This is a genomic window from Ligilactobacillus acidipiscis DSM 15836 (genome assembly GCF_001435755.1).
Classification (GTDB): domain Bacteria; phylum Bacillota; class Bacilli; order Lactobacillales; family Lactobacillaceae; genus Ligilactobacillus; species Ligilactobacillus acidipiscis.
The window spans coordinates 1-23600 of record NZ_AZFI01000014.1 but is presented as its reverse complement, the minus strand read 5'-3'; the positions used below and the strand labels follow the sequence as shown (position 1 = coordinate 23600).

22 protein-coding genes and 1 other annotated feature are annotated in these 23600 nt (G+C 37.8%); of the genes, 5 read left to right on the top strand and 17 right to left on the bottom strand.

Annotated elements, in window-relative coordinates; translation table 11 throughout:
- Window positions 1-82: 82 nt before the first annotated feature.
- The gene (locus FC65_RS02360) at window positions 83-448 is read right to left on the bottom strand and encodes a DUF3397 family protein (RefSeq protein WP_056971398.1); all 366 of its coding nucleotides are present in this window, start codon (window positions 446-448) and stop codon (window positions 83-85) included.
- Window positions 449-769: 321 nt separating this feature from the next.
- Here FC65_RS02360 and FC65_RS11450 point away from each other — a divergent pair, with 321 nt between their 5' ends.
- On the top strand, window positions 770-889 hold the full coding sequence (locus tag FC65_RS11450) for a DUF4044 domain-containing protein (protein ID WP_079579234.1): 120 nt from the start codon (window positions 770-772) through the stop codon (window positions 887-889).
- A gap of 50 nt (window positions 890-939) precedes the next feature.
- Here the strand turns inward: FC65_RS11450 and FC65_RS02355 are convergent, their stop codons facing one another.
- The 15 genes from FC65_RS02355 to FC65_RS02285 form a co-directional block, all read right to left on the bottom strand.
- Complete coding sequence (locus FC65_RS02355) at window positions 940-1875, bottom strand: alpha/beta hydrolase (RefSeq protein WP_056971397.1); 936 nt, start codon at window positions 1873-1875, stop codon at window positions 940-942.
- Window positions 1876-1973: 98 nt separating this feature from the next.
- On the bottom strand, window positions 1974-3437 hold the full coding sequence (gene cls, locus FC65_RS02350) for a cardiolipin synthase (RefSeq protein ID WP_056971396.1): 1464 nt from the start codon (window positions 3435-3437) through the stop codon (window positions 1974-1976).
- A gap of 166 nt (window positions 3438-3603) precedes the next feature.
- On the bottom strand, window positions 3604-4413 hold the full coding sequence (gene minD, locus FC65_RS02345; RefSeq protein WP_056971395.1) for a septum site-determining protein MinD: 810 nt from the start codon (window positions 4411-4413) through the stop codon (window positions 3604-3606).
- Window position 4414: 1 nt separating this feature from the next.
- Entirely contained in the window at window positions 4415-5092 is a 678-nt protein-coding gene (locus FC65_RS02340; protein ID WP_056971394.1) for a septum site-determining protein MinC, read from the bottom strand.
- Between the two features lie 14 nt (window positions 5093-5106).
- On the bottom strand, window positions 5107-5619 hold the full coding sequence (mreD, locus tag FC65_RS02335) for a rod shape-determining protein MreD (RefSeq protein ID WP_056971393.1): 513 nt from the start codon (window positions 5617-5619) through the stop codon (window positions 5107-5109).
- 12 nt (window positions 5620-5631) lie between these two features.
- On the bottom strand, window positions 5632-6483 hold the full coding sequence (mreC, locus tag FC65_RS02330) for a rod shape-determining protein MreC (protein ID WP_056971392.1): 852 nt from the start codon (window positions 6481-6483) through the stop codon (window positions 5632-5634).
- Between the two features lie 173 nt (window positions 6484-6656).
- The gene (locus FC65_RS02325; RefSeq protein ID WP_010494724.1) at window positions 6657-7661 is read right to left on the bottom strand and encodes a rod shape-determining protein; all 1005 of its coding nucleotides are present in this window, start codon (window positions 7659-7661) and stop codon (window positions 6657-6659) included.
- A gap of 122 nt (window positions 7662-7783) precedes the next feature.
- On the bottom strand, window positions 7784-7993 hold the full coding sequence (locus FC65_RS02320; RefSeq protein ID WP_056971391.1) for a cold-shock protein: 210 nt from the start codon (window positions 7991-7993) through the stop codon (window positions 7784-7786).
- A 202-nt stretch (window positions 7994-8195) separates the two neighbouring features.
- On the bottom strand, window positions 8196-8870 hold the full coding sequence (gene radC / locus FC65_RS02315) for a RadC family protein (RefSeq protein ID WP_029604921.1): 675 nt from the start codon (window positions 8868-8870) through the stop codon (window positions 8196-8198).
- Window positions 8871-8920: 50 nt separating this feature from the next.
- Window positions 8921-9571 (bottom strand): HAD family hydrolase, encoded by a 651-nt coding sequence (locus tag FC65_RS02310; RefSeq protein WP_156408558.1) that lies wholly within the window; start codon window positions 9569-9571, stop codon window positions 8921-8923.
- Between the two features lie 17 nt (window positions 9572-9588).
- The gene (locus FC65_RS02305) at window positions 9589-10896 is read right to left on the bottom strand and encodes a bifunctional folylpolyglutamate synthase/dihydrofolate synthase (RefSeq protein WP_056971390.1); all 1308 of its coding nucleotides are present in this window, start codon (window positions 10894-10896) and stop codon (window positions 9589-9591) included.
- 153 nt (window positions 10897-11049) lie between these two features.
- Window positions 11050-13710: a valine--tRNA ligase gene (locus tag FC65_RS02300; RefSeq protein WP_056971389.1), complete on the bottom strand. Its 2661-nt coding sequence runs from the start codon at window positions 13708-13710 to the stop codon at window positions 11050-11052.
- Window positions 13711-13989: 279 nt separating this feature from the next.
- Window positions 13990-14198 (bottom strand) — a binding site (T-box leader).
- Window positions 14199-14258: 60 nt separating this feature from the next.
- Window positions 14259-15476: a tRNA uracil 4-sulfurtransferase ThiI gene (thiI, locus tag FC65_RS02295; RefSeq protein WP_056971388.1), complete on the bottom strand. Its 1218-nt coding sequence runs from the start codon at window positions 15474-15476 to the stop codon at window positions 14259-14261.
- A gap of 12 nt (window positions 15477-15488) precedes the next feature.
- On the bottom strand, window positions 15489-16640 hold the full coding sequence (locus FC65_RS02290; RefSeq protein WP_056971387.1) for a cysteine desulfurase family protein: 1152 nt from the start codon (window positions 16638-16640) through the stop codon (window positions 15489-15491).
- A gap of 132 nt (window positions 16641-16772) precedes the next feature.
- The gene (locus tag FC65_RS02285; RefSeq protein WP_056971386.1) at window positions 16773-18488 is read right to left on the bottom strand and encodes a septation ring formation regulator EzrA; all 1716 of its coding nucleotides are present in this window, start codon (window positions 18486-18488) and stop codon (window positions 16773-16775) included.
- 183 nt (window positions 18489-18671) lie between these two features.
- On the opposite strand from FC65_RS02285, the gene FC65_RS02280 reads away from it, so the two are divergent.
- From FC65_RS02280 to FC65_RS02260, 4 genes are all read left to right on the top strand, one after another.
- Entirely contained in the window at window positions 18672-19121 is a 450-nt protein-coding gene (locus FC65_RS02280; RefSeq protein ID WP_154022026.1) for a GAF domain-containing protein, read from the top strand.
- Window positions 19122-19406: 285 nt separating this feature from the next.
- Window positions 19407-20015: a 30S ribosomal protein S4 gene (gene rpsD / locus FC65_RS02275; RefSeq protein ID WP_056971384.1), complete on the top strand. Its 609-nt coding sequence runs from the start codon at window positions 19407-19409 to the stop codon at window positions 20013-20015.
- 198 nt (window positions 20016-20213) lie between these two features.
- Window positions 20214-21488 (top strand): replication-associated recombination protein A, encoded by a 1275-nt coding sequence (locus tag FC65_RS02270; RefSeq protein WP_056971383.1) that lies wholly within the window; start codon window positions 20214-20216, stop codon window positions 21486-21488.
- Window positions 21489-22333: 845 nt separating this feature from the next.
- Window positions 22334-22831 (top strand): universal stress protein, encoded by a 498-nt coding sequence (locus tag FC65_RS02260; protein WP_056971381.1) that lies wholly within the window; start codon window positions 22334-22336, stop codon window positions 22829-22831.
- Between the two features lie 103 nt (window positions 22832-22934).
- Here FC65_RS02260 and FC65_RS02255 read toward each other — a convergent pair whose 3' ends face one another.
- Window positions 22935-23492, bottom strand: coding sequence for a DNA-3-methyladenine glycosylase I (locus FC65_RS02255; protein WP_010494753.1), 558 nt, complete (start codon window positions 23490-23492; stop codon window positions 22935-22937).
- Window positions 23493-23600 lie beyond the last annotated feature (108 nt).

Sequence of the window (23600 nt, the reverse complement as noted above, 5' to 3'; positions counted from 1 at the left end):
CTATTCATCAACAGGATTTGACAAAGAGCCTATTTAAATGGCAGCCGTTTTCACACAATAAACATATTGCATTATGATTTACCTAAACAATATATTGACAAATTTCCAGTATAAGAAAGACAATAAACGCTAAAGTTGCTACAATATCAGCAGTCCTAATATACCTTACAAAAAAAGCACGATAAATAATGTCGCCTTCTAAAAAAGCATACGTCAATGTCATGGCAAACCCAAAGAGTGCCATAGCAAAAATCAAAAATGGCAAAATCGACAGTCCCATCAAGTCCTGAGACATAACATGGACGCCCCCAAGTAAAAGTGGTAGATCAAGGTCCAAAATTTTTAGACTAGCCGGCCAGTCTTGCCCTAATATCTTTTTTATCGTCACGATCAAAATATTCCAAATTATAAAAGCAGCCAACCAGAAAAACCAATTTTTTAATATCATAATTTCCTCCATAAAACGTCGAATCAGAAACCTTTTAAAACATTTTAAGATTTATTATCTTCACTCTGGACACAATTTTATTCCTTTAGTAAGACCTTATTTCCATATTATTCCACAATTTTCACAGGTCGTAATTAAGATGGTACTACTATGCTAGTATGATGCATGATTTTTAAATTTATCTTTTAATTATATTTTTAGACAAATCAGTAAAATTTACATTGCAAATTTTAATATCTTAACTATAATGTCTAGTTATAGGGTTTGACAGGAACTTTATTAAAAATGTAAGATATAATTAAAAACTTAAGGGTGGTTTCATTGCGTAAAAAGAAAGAACGTTCAACTTTTCAAAAAGTGACTATGGTTGTAGTCTGGGTCATGCTGATTTTCATGGTCGGCTCAGTGATCCTAGGGTCTCTAGGTCCACTTCTCGGTTAATAATAAGACATAGTTTTGTAAAAACAAGGCAGTTTATGTGCCTTGCTTTTTTATTGCCAAAATTTGTCGTAAAACTGCCCAACTTTTTGCCGATATTTGTGAGGATAATTTTTCAAGGAATCTGCGTGCTTAGTATTAAGAGTGATCCAGAGATATTTTTCACCTTCTGTGGCCTTGAAGTTATTATAAACCATCTTGGTCGGGACAAAAGTATCTTTTTGCCCATGAATAAAAAGCACTGGCAATCTATTCTTATGTAGAGCATTGACAGAGCTAGCTTCAGTAAAATTATGACCCACTCTGAATCGAGCTATCAAAAGGCTTAAAGTGATCAAAGGCTCCTTAGGCATATTGAATTGTTGTTTTAATTGATAGGTCAATTCATTTGCAACTGTATCATAGCCGCAATCTTCAACTATAGCTTTAACTTGGTGCGGTAATTTTAAGCCGCTCATCATCATGACTGTAGCTCCTCCCATACTAACACCAAACAATCCAATTTGGGAATCACGGCCGTTTTTTGCAATCACCCGTTGAACCCAGATTAGATAATCACGACTATCAGGATAACCAAATGTGACATATCGCCCCTGACTTTGACCACTCCCCCTATCATCAGGAGCCAAAACATTGTAGCCTTTCTCGTGAAACATTCTAATATAAGAAGCCATTGTATAATGACTTCCTTGATAACCATGAGCAACTACAATGGTTTTTTTTGTCGCTTTTTTAGCCGGATAATAGAAGGCCACAAGTTTTTGCTTAGTATCCTGCGCTCTCATAGCCCACTGTGACCCATCTTTTTGCTTGCTTAACCACTCTTGGTCTATTCTTTCCTGTCCTTTAGATTTAAGCTGCTTTTCAGTACGATGGGGATTATCAAAAGCATAAGTAACTAAATAATTAGCAGCATAACCTAAAATACCACCTACTACTACTAAAATTAACGTGAGAAAGCTTATTAGTATTTTTTTCTTTTTCGACATAGTTATTTCCATTTCTAATATTTTTTGTACATAAAAAGATAAAATACGTGCTTTTTTAGTGAAAAACTTTAGTCAACTAAAAAACACGTACTTTATTTTTATAAAATAGGTGACAGAAGCCGTGAAAAATATTGCTTAAATTTCATCCAACGTGACTGTTTAGAAAAATATTCTGGAGTTAATTTAGTGCAATTGTTCAGATCCTGCGCAAAAATATCTGTCAACTCAATAGTTAGCTTACGATCATAACAAAACGCATTTACTTCAAAATTCAACTTAAAACTTCTAAAGTCAAGGTTTGCTGAACCGACTGAACACATTTGCCCATCCACGACCATTGTTTTAGCATGCATAAAACCATTATCATATTTATATATCTCAACATTTTTTTCTAATAGCTCTTGAGCATAATATTCGGTAGCACGATAAACAAAGGCATGGTCAGGTTTAGAAGGGATCATTATTTTCACTTTGACTCCTGAAAGTGCCGCAACTCCTAAAGTCTCCATAACAGAATCATCTGGGATCAAGTACGGAGTTTGAATGTAAATATAATCGTGGGCATTACTGATCATTTTCAAGTATCCCAGCTTAATAGCCTCAGTTTCGTTATCCGGTCCTGAAGAAACGATTTGAATACCAGTCGTCCCCTGGCCTCTCTGCAATGGAAAATATCTGTCAGCATATTCAATTGGCGCAGATTCTGGAGAATTTTTAACGGTGGCATTCCAGTCCATAAAAAATTGTGACTGTAAAGCAACTGCTGCGTTACCAACGACTCGTAAATGAGTGTCTCGCCAGTAACCAAATTTTTCTAGGCGTCCCAAATACTGATCACCAATATTAAAACCGCCGATGTACCCGATCACGCCATCTATCACAACGATTTTTCTATGATCACGATAATTTAAACGAGGGCTGTGAAAATATGATTTTTTTGACCCAAAGAATGGCTCGGCTTGACCGCCTAATTCTTCCAATGGTTTAAAAAAATGACGAGTCTGACCGCGAGAACCCATACTATCATATATGACCCGTACAGTTACACCTCTTTTTTGTGCTTCCTGTAAAGCTTGCAGGATCTGGTGACCGATCTTGTCACTATAGAACGTATAATATTCAATATGTATGTGATCTTTAGCGTGCTGGATATCATCCAACAACTTGGAAAACTTGTCTTTTCCATCAGTAAACACCTTGACCTCATTATGGTTGGTAAATATTGCCTGATCAGCATCTAAAAAAAGACGGGCAGTTTGTTGTGCTTCATTAGTCAACACATCATAAGGTAACAGTTCCTTTTCGCTCCACTGTTCTTTTTGCAAAGACACAAGCTGATCGATCCCTAATTTTTCCTGAACTTTAATATCAAAGATCCGCTCTTTAGAAATCTTTTTTCCTGCAAACAAATAAATCAAAAATCCGATACCTGGAAGTAAATTTAAAACTAACAACCATGCCCAAGTTGCAGCAATATCTCTTTTTTCTTTAAAAACCGTCACGATGGCAAAAAGAGTATTTACAAAAAACACCAAAAATACAATATTAAAAATCAAATTCACGAAAACTCACCACCATGTCCGAAATAGATACAAAAAAATTATAGCAAAGATGACGAATAATGTATATAAGTATCATTCATAAACCCGCTAGTCATTTGCTTTGACTAAAAATTCTGAAAATAAAAAAGGCCACCGTTCTGATGATGACCCCAACTTTAAACCATTGCTATTTATCCTTTTTGAACCATGCACCAATTTTTTGAAAAAAGCCGCTTTTTTTAGGTTCTTTCAACGACATTAAAGGTACTGTCTCACCTTCCATACGTCGCGCAATATCTCGATATCCTTGTGCAGCTGGATTTTTTTCATATAAAACGATCGGTTCTCCCTTGTTAGAGGTGGCAATAACTTCATCCTCGTCAAAAACGATCCCTAAAAGTTCGATGGAAAGATGTCTGGTAATTTCATCGACATCCATCATATTTCCTTCATTCATCATGTTTTTGCGGATCCGGTTAATAACAAGCATTGGCGGTTTATCTAAATCTTGTTGTTCCAGTAAGCCAACAACACGATCAGCATCTCGTACTGCTGAGATCTCAGGCGTCGAAACAACGATTGCTTCGTCAGCTCCAGCAACGGCGTTCATAAACCCTTGTTCGATCCCTGCCGGACAATCCAAAAATACATAATCAAATTCACTCTTTAACTCTTCAACGATCTCGATGGCTTGGTCGGGTGTCAACGAGGTTTTTTCAGCATTTTGCGCAGCCGGTAATAAAAATAATTTGTCATTAAATCTCTTATCTTTGATCAAAGCTTGTGGAAGTTTGGCACGTCCTTCAGCAACATCGACAATATCATAAATTATTCTATTATCTAAGCCCAAGACTACGTCTAGATTACGCAAACCAATGTCTAAGTCAACCAAACACACTTTTTTGTCCATTAAAGCCAGCGCAGTTCCCAGATTTGCCGACGTTGTTGTTTTACCAACACCGCCCTTACCAGATGTAATAACAACTGCTTTTCCCATTCTAAAATCCCCCTGCCTTTATGAATAACTTTGGCCTAGTTGTTTTTAACTGTTCGATCCGAGTTAGTGCCAAAGCATGCAGATCATTCACGAAAAGTGCACTCATTTGATCTGTCTCTGAAATTTTTTTATCTTCGTTAACAATATCTACCAAATCAGCAATTCGTAATTGCTGAGCATTTTTCAAATTTCCAGCAAGAACAGCGCTTGTATTATTCTCATGACCCGCACAAAGAACACCGTTCGCAGTTCCTAAAACAAAAATACTGCCTGTTGCTCTTAGAATACCGCCTTCATGCAATGTGCCTAAAAAAAGCAAATCTCCTTGAACGAGTTTATCCTGCCCATTGCGAATAATATCACCATTAACGTGCACCGTTGTACTGTCAACTATTTCTTGTGCCTCTTGTTTTTCGATCACCGAACTTTGGATCTTATGAATCGAAAAACGCGGGTAGTTAGCAAAAATATTTTCCAAAGCTTGTTTTTGCTCGGCTGTGTAAAGTATCATCCCTGTATTAATGTTGAAAGAATACTTTTTAGTACGATCTGCAGTTTCGTCATTGTGTAATTTCTCCATCAAATTACTCAATTCTACTTTTATTTCAGTAAAGCTGGCAGTCGGCTCTAAAATCAATTCATAGCCGTTGTTATACCCTTTTAAAACGACAGCTTGCATTCTTCCACACATCCTTAACTAAATTTTTCAAAAAATATTTTCAATGGCCAGTACAAGATTACATAGCCTGCCAAATTATACGCTAAAGTCGGACCTAAAGTGCGAGCTATAAACGTCACAGCAGATGCCGATGTAAAACCGATCAATGCATTCACCCAATAAAAAAGAGTTGTCAAAATAGTGATATCTATTAAATATATTAATAATACCACAATAAATGAGCGATTAAAAAACGTTACAATATTTCTAGTCAAATAAACCATAAAGGGTAGTAACAGCGTAAAAATACCTAAAACACCCGTATAGAAAAGATCGAAAAAAAGTCCAGCTACAGCTGACCATGCTAACAAGTGATCGACCTTGCCATAGCAAATGCCCAGAACCAACCATAACAAAATAAGTCGACTCTCAACTGAAGTACTACTAGTAAAAAAAGAAGGGGCAAAAAGATGGCTAAGCGAACCATCTAAAAAAAGAAATAAAAAAGTTCCTATCGGGAAAAAATATCTCATTTTCGAAATTCTCATGTCACAAAACTCCTAATCAACTCTCCTTGCAACCGTTACAACATCTAAATCATTAAAATCGGCAGCAGGTTTAATATAAACTTTGGCTGGAAGTCCCTCATCGTCATTAGCCGCACGGACGACTTTACCCACTAATAAGCCCTGAGGAGTGATTCCTCCCATGCCTGAAGTTGTGATCTGCGCCCCCTTGGAAATTTTTTCTTTAGAAGTGATCTGTCCCATGATCAGCTGATTTTTTGACGTGCTATAACCAGTGATCAACCCATTGATCACTGTTCCATCTTTACCCTTTAAGCGAACTGCAAATCGGTTAGCAGAATCATTGCTAGTTGACAGTAACTCAATCTTACTATTTGTTTGATTAACTTCTGTGACTCGGCCGACGAGACCTTTTCTAGAAACAACTGGGTCGTTTTTCTTCACACCTGCAACTGCTCCTTTATTTATCACAACTTGATCTTGCCACGAAGAAGGAGTCCGACTCAACACAACAGCATTGATCTTACTATAAGAGCTTAACGTCTCATTAAGTTTTAATTGTTGCTTTAAATGCTTATTTTCATTTTTTAAAGTTTGGTTTTCAACTTTTTGGGTAGCTATTGTATCTACCTCTTTTTTCAATTTCTTATTTTCAGTATAAGTATTGTATAAACCTTTGACTGAATCTGATGCATGACCCAATCCGTTTATTGGAACACCAACGACACGGTCAACTATTCCACCAGCTTCATTACCGATCTGCTGAACAAAAATTGGAGCTTTTCGGTTATTTCGCACACTAATTGAAAAAGCTATCAATAAAAAGCCAATGATCAAGATGATCATTGTAACTACCAATCTCTTATTGAATGAGAATTTTTGCAAACTTGAAACCTCCTCGTATTACGACTAACTTATAAAATATTACTGTAATTGATCACTGCCTTGTTTATTTTACCAGTAATACGTGTCAGTCATATTATTCAGCATAAACTACATAAAAAATTAAGAGGTTGGAGAAAAACGACTCCAACCCCCAACTAATTTTTCTCTAAGAACTAATTCTTTTTCATAACATCAATACTTTTAAGCGACTCGCCTGTTCCGATCGCAACACAATCTAAAGGTTCAGAAGCTACGAAAACAGGAACTTTGGTGGCATCAGAAATCACTTCTGGAAGATGACGCAATAAAGCACCGCCGCCAGTTAGCACGATCCCATGATCGATAACATCAGCAGCAATTTCAGGAGAAGTTTCCTCAAGGGTTTCTTTAATAGCTGTAATGATTTCTTGAACAACTTCTTGAATAGCATTAGCGACTGCTTCAGCCTTGATTTCGATCGTCTTCGGCAAACCAGTTACTAAATCACGACCTCGAATCGATTGTGCATCTAACTGCTTAGCAGCTTCAACAGAAGCAGAAGCAAGATCGATCTTTAATTGTTCAGCTGTACGTTCACCGATCAATAAATTATAATTCTTCCGCACGAAAGATACGATAGATTCATCTAATCGATCACCAGCCATCCGGATCGAACGACTAGAAACTATACCGCCTAATGAAATAGTTGCAACATCTGTTGTCCCACCACCAATATCAACAACCATACTTCCTGTTGGATCCATGACTGGCAAACCAGCACCAATGGCAGCAGCAAATGGTTCTTCAATTACATAAGCATCTTTAGCACCAGCAACTCTTGTTGCATCGATCACAGCACGTTTTTCGACTTCCGTTACACCGCTTGGTACGCAAACCATAACATATGGTTTGCTGCTATGCTTGCCCAAACCCTTGTCAATATAGTATTTCATCATAGCAGCAGTTGTATCATAATCCGCGATGACACCGTCTTTCATTGGACGGATCGCAACAATACTTGCCGGAGTACGGCCGATCATGTTACGAGCCTCTGATCCAACAGAAACGATCTCACCAGATTTAGTATTCTTAGCAACTACTGAAGGTTCACGTAAAACGATACCTTTCCCCTCAGCATAAACTATTGTATTTGCTGTACCGAGATCGATCCCGATATTCTTCGTTCCCATTCCGAACACTTTTTTTCATCCCTTCACAATGTCTAATACTTTTATTTTTAGTTAATACCGAATTATAACATAAGCATTCTATTTACTTAGCGCATCTTTATTAAGAATTTCTCAAATTAATGAGCACAGAATCACTCAGTTAAAATCGTCACATCACAAGCTTGTGGTCCTCTGATTCCCTCAACCGAAACAAAGCTGACTTTTTGTCCGGCTTCCAAAACTTTATAACCGGCGGTCAAAATTGCAGAAAAATGTACGAAAAAATCATCGCCACCATCATCTGGAGTAATAAAACCAAAGCCCTTATCTTTATTAAAAGAACGTACTTTTCCTGTTAACATTTTATATTTCTTTCAACACTTGTACTTGTGCAAGTTTACCACATTTTAAAGCCTTCCACAATACACTAGCGGATACAGTTCATTTTTGCCTCAAAAATTTTTATCAAATCATCCAAATTTCCTTTACTTATAAAAAAAGACTCGCACACTGATAGTCATTTCTTCTTTCAGGGCACGAATCTTTTTTAATTTAAGAACAATTTTATGCAATGAGCTCTTCTTCACGCATACTCAAATATGAGTTATCGCCTACGATAATATGGTCCAACAAAGTGATCCCTAGCATTTCGCCACACTCAAGTAATCTGTCCGTTAACGCAAGATCATTTTTAGAAGGTGTTACATTTCCGCTAGGATGATTGTGCACGACCATAAAGCGAGCCGCACTACACTTAACCGCTTCTTTAAAAATCTCTCGTGGATGAACAGTAGCTGAATTCAAGGTACCTTTAAAAATACTCTTTTGCAAAAGAACTTGGTTTTTAGTATCCAGATAAATGCCAACTAAATGTTCTTGCTTAGCACAACCATACATCTGTGACATATATTCACCAATTTTTTTACTGGAGTAAACTGTCCCTAAAGCTAAGGACGGTCTTTTTTCAAATCTTTGCGCAAACTCGCTCAAGACTTCAAAAAACCAGTTTTTCTGATTCTCCGGTAATAAGTCGCGAATCTCTTGGTCTGTCAGATACTGCATCTGTTCTAAGTCTTCATATTGGGAAAAAAACTTTCCTGTAATAGTTGTTGCGTCTCTTTTAGAAAAAGCACTGCAACAAACGCAAAACAATAATTCACGATCAGTCAGTTCTTGTGTTCCATAATGCTCGATCTGGTCGGCTAAAAAATTTATATCAAAAGAATTTATAAGTGTCATCTTTACCCCTCCAAGTAATATATACGCAGAAAAGGTCAAATTTAACTTTTTTATTTTAAAATATTATTTAATTCCTGCAGATCCTTAAAAACACCAAAAGTATTTTTCGAATCATATTCAGTTGGCTGTATCAAATCAGGCACCATTGCTACGGGGATGCCAGCTCGATTAGCAGCTACGATCCCATTATGTGAATCCTCGATCACCAAAGTTTTTTCCTTAGCCGGATGTCCAGCTTGCTCCCATGCTTGATTAAAAATTTCAGGTGATGGTTTAGCTTGTTTAACGTCATCTGCAGAAATGATTAAATCAAAACCCAGATCCATTTTTAATGTCTGCAAGTAAAAATCGATTTGGTGACGATCATTGCTTGAAGCCAAAACATATGGCGTTTGTGTCTTCTGCAAAAAACTAGTCAATTCGAGAAAGCCCTTTTTCAGTTCCATCTTACCAGCTGAAACTAGTGGATCGATCAAATTAAAACTACGTTCCATAAACTTTTTAATCAATTTTGAATCTCCAAAGTCAGCCGTCATCGCCGTGACCATCTGTTCATTTCCAGCTCCAATGAACCTGCGGTAATACTCCATTGAGTACTCCATTCCCAACTCATCAGCAGCCATCTTATTTGCTGTGTAATATACTTTCTCAGAATCAAATACAACGCCATCCATATCAAAAATAACTAATTCTGGTTTCAACTCTATACTCCTAACTTTTACTTAAAATACTTTCTCACTTCTGACACAAAATACAAAGAGCCCGTAATCAGCAACATATCATCAGCCTCCATGTTGTTGATCAGTGTGAGCAAGGCAGCATTCCACTTCTCATACATTGAGATATTAGCCCACTTAGCGTCTAATTCCTCACGTTTGAAAGTTGCTCGCGGCGCATCAAAGGTTGTCAAAACAACGGTGACATTGGGCAGCTTCTCTAATTCAGCAATCATTTCATTAAACTGTTTATCTTTCAAAACAGCTAGTAAAACATATATTTTGCGACTATTAAACTTAGTCTTAAGAGTTCGGCTGATCCCCTGCATCGCGGGTAAATTGTGCGCACCATCTAAAACTATGAGAGGTTCATCAACCAACTTTTCAAACCTGCCAGGCCAGATAGTTCTTCTTAAGTATCTGTTTAACTGGTTCATTGGTACGAAAGGAGAACGCTGCTCCAACAGGACCAAAAAGGCTGTTAATGCCACTGAAGCATTTTCGATTTGATAATCACCGACCATTTGTATTTGAGCATTTTTTAAAAGATGATCTTTGAAACGATAATCAAAGGTCTCACCCCAAAAATTCGGCAATTGTTTTGCTGTGGCGAAAAAATCTCGCTCAAACAAATACAAGTCTGCATTCATAGACTCACTTTTTTGCTTAATGATATCTTGCACTTCTGGCAACAGCTTACCACAGATAACAGGCACATTTTTTTTGATGATCCCCGCTTTATTTTCTGCGATCGCAGCCAAAGTATTACCTAAGATCTGCATATGATCCATACCTACCGAAGTAATCACTGAGATCAACGGTTGAATGATGTTTGTTGCATCGTAGGTCCCGCCAATTCCGACTTCAACGATCAAAAAATCAGGCTGGTGTTTGCTAAAATACAAGAACATCATGGCTGTAATGACCTCAAATTCAGTCGGACCGCCGCCTGCCTCTTTAAACTCAATATCTAATTGATCCACAACCGGCCTAACCTCTTGCACTAAGGACAAAATCGTTTCATCACTGACCATCTTCCCATTCATTGAAATTCGTTCATTAAATTTTTCAATAAAAGGAGAGGTAAAAGTACCGACATCATAACCTTCTCCAAGCAATAGGTCACGCAAATAAGCCGTCACAGACCCTTTACCATTTGTTCCTGTAACGTGGATCATTGATAACTTTTCTTGAGGGTTGCCCAATAGTTCAGCAAAACGCCGCATCCGTTTTAAAGTCGGATATTTAACGAACTTATGCCTCCCATGTATGAAGTCTAACGCCTCTTCATAATTACTTACTTTACCCATATTACTATCCGCCTGACTCCTTAGAAATATCATTTTCTAAATCTATTCTGGCATTTCCTGCCATTACCCCATATATTATACGCAAATCATTACAAAATTTCATCGAAAAAAAACAAGGAAATCTTTGCTGGTTTTCCTTGTTCTTTGGATTGCTTACAATTCTTTTTTGACTTCAGCGAGTCGGACTGTGGTTGCAGTCAGTTTTTCTCGGTAACCGCTAAGCTTTTCTTTTTCCTCAGCAACTAATTGTTCTGGCGCATTATTAACAAATCCCTGATTACTTAATTTCTTTTCACCACGTGCAACTTCGTTTTCTAACTTGTCGATTTCTTTTTGCAATCTTTGTACTTCTTGACTCAAATCAACTAAACCAGCAAGTGGGATATAAACTTCCGCTCCGCTGATCACCGCTGTCATTGCCAAAGTAGGTGCGTTTACATCAGCACCGATCTGTAACGATTCTGGATGACAGAAACGTTCGATATAATCCTGATTATTTTCAAAAATCTTTTTCGTTTCTAATGTCGCTGTTTTAATCAAAATATCGACTGATGATGACAGTGGAGCATTGGCATCAGCTCGAATATTACGAACAGCTTTGATCAGCTCGATCAAATTCTCCATTCCTTTTTCAGCAGCTTCATCATAAAAATCTTCATTTTCTTCAGGATAAGCAGCTACAACTAATGATGTACCATCGTGCGGCATTGCTAACCAGATCTCTTCCGTCACAAAAGGCATGATCGGGTGCAGCAAACGCAATGTTTGATCTAAAACATAACACAAGATATTTTGTGTATTATGCTTAAGGGACTGACCCTTGCCATAAAAATCTTCCTTGGCCATTTCAATATACCAGTCACAAAGATCATTCCAAATAAAGTTATATAAAGCACGCCCTGCTTCACCAAATTCAAATTGGTCAAACAAACGTGTAACTTCATGAATAGTAGTGTTTAATCTGCTTAAGATCCACTTATCTGCAAGTTGCCATTCACTTTTATCAGGTAATTGAGCTGTTGTATCCTCATCAAAGTTCATAATAGCAAAACGGCTGGCATTCCAAATCTTATTGATAAAGTTCCAGGCCGAATCCATCTTCTTATATGAAAAACGAATATCTTGTCCTGGCGTTGAACCAGTGGCTAAGAACCAGCGTAAAGCATCTGCACCGTATTTTTTAATAACATCCATCGGATCGATACCATTGCCTAAAGACTTACTCATCTTACGGCCTTCTTCATCACGGATCAAGCCGTGGATCAAGACATTTTTAAATGGACGACGTCCTGTAAATTCTTTACTTTGAAAAATCATCCGTGAAACCCAGAAGAAAATAATGTCGTAACCCGTTACTAAAGTATCGGTTGGGAAATAACGTTGAAAATCAGGAGCATTTTCATCGGGCCAACCCATAGTAGAAAATGGCCATAAAGCGCTGGAGAACCAGGTATCCAAAACATCAGAGTCTTGTTCCCAATTTTCCAGATCACTTGGTGCTTTTTCACCAACATAAATCTCGCCAGTCTGCTTATGATACCAGGCTGGGATCTGATGACCCCACCAAAGCTGTCTGGAAATGACCCAATCGTGAACATTTTCCATCCATTGCGTAAACGTGTGTTCAAAACGTTCTGGAACAAAGTTCACTCTGTCATCAGTTTGTTGATTCTTTAAAGCCGCTTTCGCTAAAGGCTTCATCTTAACAAACCACTGCGTTGACAAGCGAGCCTCGACCTGAACACCTGTCCGTTCTGAATGTCCCACACTATGCACAATGGGCTCTTCAGATAAAAGATAATCTTGCTCTTTAAGGTCTTCAACAATTGCCTCACGAGCTGTAAAACGATCCATACCTGCATATTTGCCCGCCTTATCATTTAAGGAAGCATCCTCATTCATGGTATTGATGCGTTCAAGGTTATGCCGATTTCCCACTTCAAAATCATTAGGATCATGGGCAGGAGTGATTTTGACCATTCCTGTTCCAAAGTCAGGATCAACATACTGATCAGCAATAATTTCTAAGTGTCTGCCATTTAGTGGTAAGATCACTTCTTTACCAACTAATTCTTTATAGCGTTCATCTTTAGGATTAACAGCAATTGCTACGTCTCCCATCATCGTTTCCGGACGAGTAGTAGCGATCTCTATATAATTTTTTCCGTTAAATGTAGTTTCGTCAACAAAGGGATATTTAACATGATAAAAAACACCCTTGTCATCTTGATGAATTACCTCAATATCTGATAGTGCAGTCCGGGCTTTCGGATCCCAGTTGATAATATATTCGCCTCGATAGATCAGGCCTTTTTCATATAAAGCAACAAAAACTTTGCGTACCGCTTTTGAAAGTCCTTCATCAAAAGTAAAACGTTCCCGACTATAATCCAAGGATAAACCCAGCTTAGCCCACTGCTGTTTGATAATATCTGCGTATTCATCTTTCCATTCCCAGACCTTATCAACGAATTTTTCACGCCCAAGATCGTAACGCGAAACACCACTTTCAGCCAAACGAGCTTCAACTTTTGCTTGAGTTGCGATCCCGGCATGGTCCATTCCAGGGAGCCATAGGGTATCAAACCCCTGCATCCGTTTTTGACGAATGATCATATCTTGCAATGTTGTGTCCCAAGCGTGTCCTAAGTGTAATTTACCAGTAATATTTGGTGGTGGGATAACAACTGAATAAGGTTTAGCGGCAGTATCACCACTAGGCTTAAATAAATCCTCATCCAACCATTTCTTATAGCGGCCGCTTTCAACGGCCGTTGGCTCATATTTTGTTGACATTTCAATATCTTTAGCCATTTATTTCATCCTTTCTATTAATTCATTTATTTTTAAACAAAGAACTAAACTTTTAAAACCTGTTCTCTTTAAACCAAGCTTTTTTATTAAAAGGCTTTTAACCAGCCCTGGTCTCATTTCCACTTTTCTTTTTAGTCGAGTTGCTCATGCCAGAACTTTCCGTCCAACAAATTCCGACTTCACGACAAAAAAGAAACTTGTCATAACGTCTGAGTCTATTGGTACTCAGACTCTCCCAGCTTGCTTCTCTCTGTATAAAAAAAGCACTATCATCCTCTAAATTAGGACGACAGTGCCGTGGTACCACCTAAATTGGGCTATTAAACCCCACTTAAATTCTGTGTTAACGGATGGAGATCCGGTCGTTTTTACTATTAGTTCAAAACAACAGCTGGCAAGCTACAGTTAACAGCTCACTGAAATGTTACACCACCCATTTCTCTCTGTAATAGTGAGTACCCATTAACCCTCTTGGTCAAAGCTTTATGAAATAATTCTAACCTTGCTCATAACATACGTCAAGGCTAAATGAAATCTCCAGGTTATTTTTAAAGTAATTCAGCAAAGGAATCTTCTTGGGCGTTCAAATAATGGTCATCACTGCCGATTTCAGTTATTTTGATACCTGCAAGAGCACGATCGATCAAACCGACTACATCTAATTTGCTTTCATATTCACGTGCACGATCGATACGCGGCTTTGTCTTTGGCGCGCTTGGAGCAAAAATCGTACAACAATCTTCATATGGTTTGATCGATAATTCGAAAGTATCGATTTTCTCTGCAACTTTAATAATATCATTTTTATCCATTGAAACGACCGGACGCAAAACAGGTAGTGAAGTTACATCATTGATCGCAGCCATGCTCTCCATTGTTTGTGAAGCAACCTGCCCCAAAGACTCACCATTAAAGATCGCCAAAGCATTTCTATTCTCAGCGATTTTCTCACAAAGGCGTAACATAAATCGGCGCTGAATAGTCATTAAATAACTTGCTGGAACGTCACTTTTGACAGTTTCTTGGATTTCTGTAAATGGGACTTGAATAAACTTGATTTTACCAGCATATGGAGCCAACTTAGTCGTCAGTTCTTTAGCTTTGTTCAAAGCTTGTTCACTGGTATACGGCGGACTATAGAAATGAACCATTTCTAAATCAACCCCACGTTTTAAAGCCAGGTACCCCGCAACAGGAGAATCGATCCCACCAGAAAGCATCAATAAACCCTTGCCAGCAGTACCTACTGGTAAACCTCCAGCTCCGGGGATCTGTTCGTACGAAAGGTAGATGCCATCAAGCCGTACTTCAACTCGCAAAATAATATCAGGTTGCTTCATTTTAACTTTGATCCCAGGAAAATTTTCTAAAATCGTTCCCCCAAGGATATCATTCAGCTGATTGGTATCATATTCAAAATTATGATCAGAACGACGAGTATTTATTTTGAAGGTCATTCCATCATAAAAAACTTCGTTGAAAACAGAGATCGCTGTTTGTTTAACCTGTTCAACATCGCGTGCTACTTTGATTGCTGGTGAAAAATTTTGGATCCCAAAAATCTTTTGAACACGTTGAGAGACTTGATGATAGTCTTCCCCGTTCAAACGAATATGCATTCTGTCACGATGCGCTTTAATTTCAAGATTTTTAAAACTTGCTAAAGCATTTCTTGTATTTGTCCCTAAACGGTCAATAAAAGAACGTCGGTTTTTGCCTTTAGTTGATAGTTCACCATAACGAACCATAATTTCTGTATATTGCATCTGTAATCCTTTCTACTTCGTAAATACCTTGGAAAAACGAGCATAGATTTGATCAAAAGCACAATTGAATTCTTCTGCCTCTTGCAAGGTATTATTTTCATCTAAACTAACTCTTACTGCAGATGTTGCAATTTTTTCTGGAACATGCATTGCACTTAAAGTTCCCGAAACAGTTCCTTTCTTCGAAGAACAAGCACTTGTTGTAGAAATATAAATACCTTGTTCCTCAAAGGCATGGACAATTATTTCACCCCGAACGCCATCGATCGTAAAACATAAAATATGGGGTGACGAATTTTGATCAACATCAGAAAAAACTGTAACTTTAGCCTGAGCGACTACGTGGTCATAAATCTTTTGCTTGATTTGTCTTTCTTTTTTCACGTTAGTTTCTTCATTGTTAAGCAGTAAACGTAAGGCCTTAGCCATCCCTGCAATTGCCGGCAAATTTTCCGTACCGCTGCGTTGATTTTTTTCTTGACCGCCGCCAGCCATCAATGGTTCAAGCATGCGTCCAGCTTTCTTGTACATAAAACCAATGCCGCGAGGTGCATGGAATTTGTGCCCAGAAAAAGTCAAAAAGTCAATGCGATCATTTCTTAACATTTTACCAATACCCTTACCGATCCCTTGAACAGCATCTACGTGAAAATGCACGCTAGGATAAGCGCGCAAAATCTCAGCAATTTGATCTAAGGGTTGAATCGAACCGATCTCATTATTGATTGCCATTATTGAGACTAGGATCGTATCTGGACGTATAGCCTGAGCAACATCTTTGGCATTCACACGTCCGTGTTCATCAACTGGGAGATAGGTAACCTCGAAACCTAATTTTTCCAGTTGTTTCATTGAATTAAGGACAGCTGGATGTTCAATAGAAGAAGTAATAATATGCTTGCCAAATTCTTGTTTAGCGAATGCAGTCCCCTTTACTACCCAGTTATCGCCTTCTGTACCGCCACTTGTAAAGAATATTTCGTGTTGCTCACAACCTATGAGGTCTGCGATCTGCCGACGTGACTGCTCTAAAAGATTATCCGCCGTTTCGCCTAAAGCGTGTAAAGAAGATGGATTACCCCAAATTTTATCACTCACAGTTTTATACGTTTCTAAAACTTGCGGTGCAACCTTAGTTGTTGCACTGTTATCAAAATAAATCATTGTACATCCTTCTCTAAGTTAATTTTTCTTACTAATTGTAAACACTCTAGTTACAGTTTACAAGTTGAATTTCAAAATAAAACAAAGCGCCGTATTTGATTACGAACGCTTTGTTCACGACTCTACATAAAATTACAGCGCCAAGACAGTCTTTTTATCAGCCTCAAATTGTTCTGAGATCCGCTTGAACGAACCAGGTTCCACTGTGTCGACCGCCTGTGAAATAGTATCCAAAGCGCCAACGAAGTTAAATTCCTTTTCAAACTGAGTCAATGCCTGCTGATAAGACTGCTCAACTTCTGGGTAACGATTCCGATAACGATTAGAATATTGCAGCAGTTGTTCGGCTAACATCGAGCTATCCTTGATTTCTTCAGTCTTATTGTTCAAAACATCAATATCTGACTGGGTATTGATCAAGTTCTTAGTGATTTCTGCCATATCGATTTTCATTTTATTGATCTCAGTATCCAGATTTTCAATTTCAGCGGTCACCTTAAAGAAATATGATAAATAATCATCTGGCAGACCTGGCAAGTTCAGTTTTTCTACTTCGCGTTTCATACGATGGATCTCTGTGTCAAAATCCTCGATCGCATCAAAAGCATCTTTTTCTTCTTTCCACAAACCGGAAATACTTTCGTTGATTTGCTTTTGCTCCTGTTCAATATCAGTTAACCTTTGATGATCATCATCTAATTTTTTAACTTCAAACGAAGAAACGACCACCTCTTCTTTTTGTCTGGCCTGAGTTAACTGCTCATAATGCTGTTTAATATCAGCTAGCTCTTTATCCAGATTGGCAGAACGATCTTCTTCTTGGTTGTTGAATGTATAATTCTGGCCTAAACGATCAAGTTCAATATTGAGCTCGTTTTGCTGTTTACGGGCATGGTCAAGAAACTTGCCAATTTCTTCAAGATCCTTAGGTAATTTTGCGGCAGCTGTGTATTCTATTTCGATCTGCTCATATATGTGGTCGATCTCATCCGCGAGTTGTTCATCTAATTCTTTGCCTGCCACCAAATCTAACTCAGTTAAATTTTGCTGGTTTTCTTGACACTCTTTCGTTATTTTGTCTAACTTGGAATCCAAGTCTTCATTAAAACCAAGATGAGCATCTTTCATTTTTTTCAAACCATCTTTTAATTCAGACAATTGTTCAGGAAAAACATTGTTCAAATTTTTAAAAAGAGGTGGGATCTCTTGTACCGCATCTTCTAAAGCTGACATATCGTTTCTTAATTTATTCAAAGGCTCCTCAGAACTTACAAAATCCCCACTCTCAGAGTACTTAGTGTATTTGCTAAAATCGTCTTCAATTTCAGCCGACTTATCTTCTAATTTATCAATACTCGGCCCAAACGAAAAGTTTTTATTCAACAAAACCGTCCTTAAGCTCTGATACTTCTGCTGCAACTTCTTCAAAGCATCTTCATGGGCTTTAGTACTCTTTTGAATTGAACTCAATTTTTGTTTAAGCTCAACAAAATGTTGCTGCACGCCTGCTGATTTTTTTTGAGCACCTTTCAATTCTCGAGAAACTCTAAAAAATTGATAGTGTTGTAAAGAATCACTCAAATCGTTAAGTACTTCAGAAAGCTCAGGCAGTTCCCTATTCTTTAAGTAATGATACCCTTTATCTAAAGTCTCAAATTCTGTCAAACTTTCACCCGAAAGATTCAGCTTGCTGATCTCAGCTAATTTTTCTTCCAATGAATCGTCTGCAATTTTTTTAACTTTATCTTGTTCTTCACTGATTGCCTCACTGTAACTGCGTTGAAAGTACAGTACAGCAAGATAAATGATCACAGCAAAAACTACGACCGCAATTAAAAAGACTACCATGAAACCCCACCCTTTATAACACATTCAAATTTTATATTTCGTCAAAATCACAATCTCTATTGAACAAAACTAAACTTACCCAACTATATAAAAGTTGATATCCGAATAAATTTAGTTTAAAATCTGTTCCGATTATACCATAAGAACTGTAGTTAATATACGATTTTAATGGAGGAAATTGATTTGGAAAAATCATTATTAGTGCAACAACTCGATGCACTGTTAACAGATGAACATAACTTTATTGCAAACTTGTCAAATGCAACAGCGTTACTCTACCAAGAAATGTCCAATTTAAACTGGGTGGGGACCTATCTATTTGACGAAAAAAACGACATTTTAGATCTTGGACCCTTTCAGGGAAAGGTAGCTTGTATGCATATTAAACCAGGTTCGGGTGTTTGTGGGACAGCTTTCGAACAGCAACAGATTCAAAGGATCGCAAACGTTCACGAATTTCCTGGACACATTGCTTGTGATTCCGCCAGCAATGCCGAGATAGTTTTGCCTCTAACTAAGAATAATAAGAAAATCGGCGTTTTAGACATCGACTCACCTTCACTTGGTCGTTTTAATGAAGAAGATCAACAAGTGTTAACTGATTTTGTCGCCGTTTTATTAACACATCTGTAACTAATTTGTGCCCTAGCAACATTTTGCTTTGCCTGTCTCTTATTTCAGTTCAATTAACTTTTTTAAACTAGTTTAAATTGACTTTTGAATTAAAAACTGGTAAGCTAATTTGCGTGTAAAATAATGCAGCAGTGAACGGTAAGAACGTCAACAGTTTATTGCCAAATCTTTGGTTTAGCAAGTAACTCTTCGGCTGCAAGAGCGAAAACCTAGAATAAACTGCACGAATACTAAGTTCACACGGATTATTTTACTCCAAAAAAATTTATTGGAGGAACTTTTAATATGCGTTATACAGGTCCATCATGGAAAGTTTCACGTCGTCTTGGCGTATCACTTTCCGGTACAGGTAAAGAATTAGCTCGTCGTCCATATGCACCAGGTCAACATGGTCAAAACAACCGTCGTAAACTTTCTGAATATGGCCTTCAATTACAAGAAAAACAAAAATTACGTATGACATATGGTTTGTCAGAACGTAAATTTTACAACTTGTTTATGAAAGCTGGTAAAATTCGTGAAGGTAAACACGGTGATAACTTTATGATCTTGCTCGAACGTCGTTTGGACAACGTTGTTTACCGTTTAGGCTTGGCAACTACCCGTCGTCAGGCACGTCAACTAGTTAACCATGGTCATATTACTGTCGATGGCAAACGTCTTGACATCCCTTCATACGAAGTAAAACCTGGTCAAGTTATTTCTTTACGCGAACGTTCAAAAAACTTGCAAATCGTCAAGGATGCTTTGGAAGCCATTGTTGGCCGTCCAGCTTTTGTTTCATTTGATGACAACAAATTGGAAGGTTCACTTGTACGCTTACCAGAACGTGACGAACTCGATGCAAATATCGATGAAGCTCTGATCGTTGAATACTACAACCAACTTGGTTAATATTAAAAAAGCTCGCTGTGCGGGCTTTTTTTGTACCTTTTTATGGTCTTGCTACTCGATAGCTAATGCTTGTATGCTACAATAATTTGAATAGAATAATTATCACAATGAGAAATATGACGTTTAAAACATACTTAAACTGGAGTTTTGTTATTACAACTTGATATTTTTAATATCTTAATACAAGGAGGTAAGGGTTTGAAACCACTAGCCTATCGAATGAGACCGCAAAAAATTGAAGATATTGTCGGCCAGCAGCATCTTGTTGGACCCGGTAAGATCATTGATCGCATGGTTAAGGCAAGATTATTATCTTCCATGATCCTATACGGCCCACCGGGCACAGGCAAAACTAGTATAGCCAGTGCAATTGCTGGATCGACAAAATACGCTTTTAGGACATTAAATGCTGCGACTGATTCAAAAAAAGACTTAGAGATCGTTGCCGAAGAAGCGAAGATGAGTGGTACGGTAGTTTTGATGCTCGATGAGATACATCGGTTAACGAAACCTAAGCAAGATTTCTTATTGCCCCATTTAGAAAAAGGCAGTATCATCTTGATCGGGGCAACAACGGAAAATCCTTATATTTCGATCAACCCTGCAATCCGAAGTAGAACACAGATCTACGAAGTTAAGCCCTTGACTGAAGAAGATATCAAACAAGCCATCGATCGTGCTTTAGCAGACACCGAAAATGGCTTAGGAAAGATGAATATTGAACTAAGCTCTGAAGCAATGACTCATCTTACGCAAGCTACACACGGTGACTTACGTAGTACCTTGAACGCTTTAGAGCTGGCAGCAAAATCAACTGCCCCTGATACTAAAGATGGTAAGGTTCATATTGACCTGGCAATCGTTGAAGAATGTTTGCAAAAAAAAGCCTTAGTTCAAGATAAAGACGGTGACGCGCATTATGATGTGATCTCTGCTTTTCAAAAATCCATTCGCGGTTCAGATACTGACGCAGCTTTACACTATCTGGCACGATTACTTGAAGCTGGAGACTTAATATCTGTCAACCGCAGACTTTTGACTATTGCTTATGAAGATGTCGGCTTAGCTAATCCCGCCGCTGCTGCCAGAACTGTTTCTGCAGTTACAGCAGCCGAAAAAATCGGTTTACCAGAGGCACGGATCCCCCTTGCAAATGCTGTGATCGAGTTAAGTATCTCGCCTAAATCTAATTCAGCAATTAGCGCCATTGATGCTGCGATCGCCGACGTTAGACAAGGAAATTATGGTGATGTACCAGATACATTAAAAGACGCACATTACAAAGGAGCCGAAAAACTAGGCCATGGAACGGACTACAAGTTCCCCCATGATTTTCCTCATGACTGGGTCAAGCAAACATACCTTCCTGCTAAAATAAAAGAAAGACAATATTACCATGCCAAGGAAAATGGCAGGATCGAACAAGCATTTAAAAAACAATACGACCTTTTACGTCAGGCACAAAGAAAGTGATTTTAATAAATTTTCGGCTTGGTACTGTTAAATGAAAATTGCGCTTGGTTGCGCTTTATGTTAATATAATTACGAGTTCTGTGACATACGCCTTATCTCATAAATGTAAGGTTGACCGAACAATTCTCATTACAATTTGTCGTTCAAATGTCTGCGGTCTGGCATACTCATTTCACTTGAGTCCCACAAACAGACAAAGAATGACATTCCTGCTTGATCGCGGGTTCAACTACAGAGATGATTAACGGTGTCGACGGAATATGCAAAGTTTTTCTTTGCAGCGGTCTGGATATTCTGGGCCGTTTTTTTTGGTTAAATTCTGTGATAAACGCACTGATAAGAACTACTGATGGCTTAATTTTCTGTGCGCTAAATTTCAAGCTAATAATACATAAAGATCATTTTTCTTTTTCTTGATCTTTGTTGCAGAATTAAATACAAAATTATCAAACTAATTTTTAAGGAGCATGTTATGGATCTTGCAATATCTATTTTGTTAATTGTATTAGCTTTGATTTTACTGATCATTGGGACCTACTTATTTCGTAATCGTGCACGCCCTTTTCTCGTTTTTGATCCACGAAAAGAGCACGGTCTAAAAATATTTTGCACTTACTTTAGTATCTTTATGTTCATCTGTGCTCTTTTAACGGTCCTGGTAGTTTTCTACACTCCGGCCTGGTTATTGATAACAATAATTTTTCTCGACGTTATATGTACCTTTATTGTGCCCTTTGTTTTATGGGGTTATACACTATAATTTTTTATCTAATCAATCACTTTCACTTTCTTTTTTCTTATAAAATAGTTAGAATATAGTTGAGAGCAAAGAAAGGGTGAACAGCATGTTGCAAACATATCAAAATATCTTAGTACCGGTCGACGGTTCTTATGAAGCTGAATTGGCATTTAAAAAAGCTGTTAACGTTGCAAAAAGAAACGGTGAAAAAAGTTCGATCCATCTAGTTCACGTTGTCGATACTCGAGCCTTTCAAAATATTTCCAGTTTCGACACGGCCATGGTAGAAGAAGTCACTGATACCGCTAAGAAAACTATCGAAGGATATATTGAGGATGCAAAAAAACAAGGCATCAAAAACATTGATTATTCTATCGAGTATGGTGCACCGAAAGTTATTATCGCTAAAGATCTCCCGCAGGAAAAAAATATCGACTTAATTATGATCGGCGCAACTGGTCTAAATGCTGTTGAGAGGATCCTCGTTGGATCAGTAACTGAATATGTCACCAGGAATTCTAAATGTGATGTTTTAGTCGTTCGGACTGATCTTCAAAACAAACCCGCTTTAAGTAAAGAGCAACGTACCAAGCAAGAAAATTAAGCTACATCTTGATCAAAAAAACTGTTTAGGTCGAAATTCATTATCACATGAATTTAAAATACCCAAACAGTTTTTTGTTTCTTAAAATTATTGCTCAATGACATTAAAGGTACTTATTCTCACACGTTTCTATATGATCATTAACGACTCCGATCGCCTGCAAAAATGAATAAATAATTGTCGGTCCTACAAATTGGAAACCCATTTTTTTAAGGTCTCGTGAAATTTGTTGCGACAAAAATGAGCTGGCAGGTACTTCTTCGGCGTGGTGCCAATGGCTAACAAGTGGATGATGACCAACATAACTCCAAAAAAAATCATCCAAACTATTACCCTGCTTGTGCCACTGTTCAACGATTTTAGCATTATTAATGATTGCATCGATTTTTCGCTTGTTGCGGATGATCCGTGGATCCTGAATAATTTGATTTATCTCATCAGATGTTAACTGTCCAATTTTTTCTGTATCAAAATCACAAAAATCATCCTTAAAGGCTTGACGTTTGTCCAGAACTGTTTGCCAGCTTAATCCTGCCTGCATCAATTCCAAACTCAGCATTTCGAATAACAACCGCTCGTCATGAGTTTCTTTTCCCCACTCTTTTGCATGGTAAACCTGCATATTTTCTTTCTCACCAAAAGCCCAACTACAGACTGTCATAAAAAAACCTCCGATTCATTTACTAAATATAAATACGAAAATAACTTGTGCTTTTAATCAGAGATTTTTTGATTTACAAGCTAAAGGTTGAAAGTTAAAGAATACTTG

Excerpts from the sequence above, each read along its gene's own strand:
- rpsD (WP_056971384.1), top strand. The coding sequence starts at position 19,407 with ATGCGTTATACAGGTCCATCATGGAAAGTTTCACGTCGTCTTGGCGTA.
- thiI (WP_056971388.1), bottom strand. The coding sequence starts at position 15,476 with ATGCAATATACAGAAATTATGGTTCGTTATGGTGAACTATCAACTAAA.
- FC65_RS02355 (WP_056971397.1), bottom strand. The coding sequence starts at position 1,875 with ATGTCGAAAAAGAAAAAAATACTAATAAGCTTTCTCACGTTAATTTTA.
- radC (WP_029604921.1), bottom strand. The coding sequence starts at position 8,870 with ATGACACTTATAAATTCTTTTGATATAAATTTTTTAGCCGACCAGATC.
- mreD (WP_056971393.1), bottom strand. The coding sequence starts at position 5,619 with ATGAGAATTTCGAAAATGAGATATTTTTTCCCGATAGGAACTTTTTTA.
- FC65_RS02285 (WP_056971386.1), bottom strand. The coding sequence starts at position 18,488 with ATGGTAGTCTTTTTAATTGCGGTCGTAGTTTTTGCTGTGATCATTTAT.
- FC65_RS02340 (WP_056971394.1), bottom strand. The coding sequence starts at position 5,092 with ATGCAAGCTGTCGTTTTAAAAGGGTATAACAACGGCTATGAATTGATT.
- FC65_RS02290 (WP_056971387.1), bottom strand. The coding sequence starts at position 16,640 with ATGATTTATTTTGATAACAGTGCAACAACTAAGGTTGCACCGCAAGTT.
- minD (WP_056971395.1), bottom strand. The coding sequence starts at position 4,413 with ATGGGAAAAGCAGTTGTTATTACATCTGGTAAGGGCGGTGTTGGTAAA.
- FC65_RS02305 (WP_056971390.1), bottom strand. The coding sequence starts at position 10,896 with ATGGGTAAAGTAAGTAATTATGAAGAGGCGTTAGACTTCATACATGGG.
- FC65_RS02260 (WP_056971381.1), top strand. The coding sequence starts at position 22,334 with ATGTTGCAAACATATCAAAATATCTTAGTACCGGTCGACGGTTCTTAT.
- FC65_RS02255 (WP_010494753.1), bottom strand. The coding sequence starts at position 23,492 with ATGACAGTCTGTAGTTGGGCTTTTGGTGAGAAAGAAAATATGCAGGTT.
- FC65_RS02360 (WP_056971398.1), bottom strand. The coding sequence starts at position 448 with ATGATATTAAAAAATTGGTTTTTCTGGTTGGCTGCTTTTATAATTTGG.
- FC65_RS02320 (WP_056971391.1), bottom strand. The coding sequence starts at position 7,993 with ATGTTAACAGGAAAAGTACGTTCTTTTAATAAAGATAAGGGCTTTGGT.
- FC65_RS02300 (WP_056971389.1), bottom strand. The coding sequence starts at position 13,710 with ATGGCTAAAGATATTGAAATGTCAACAAAATATGAGCCAACGGCCGTT.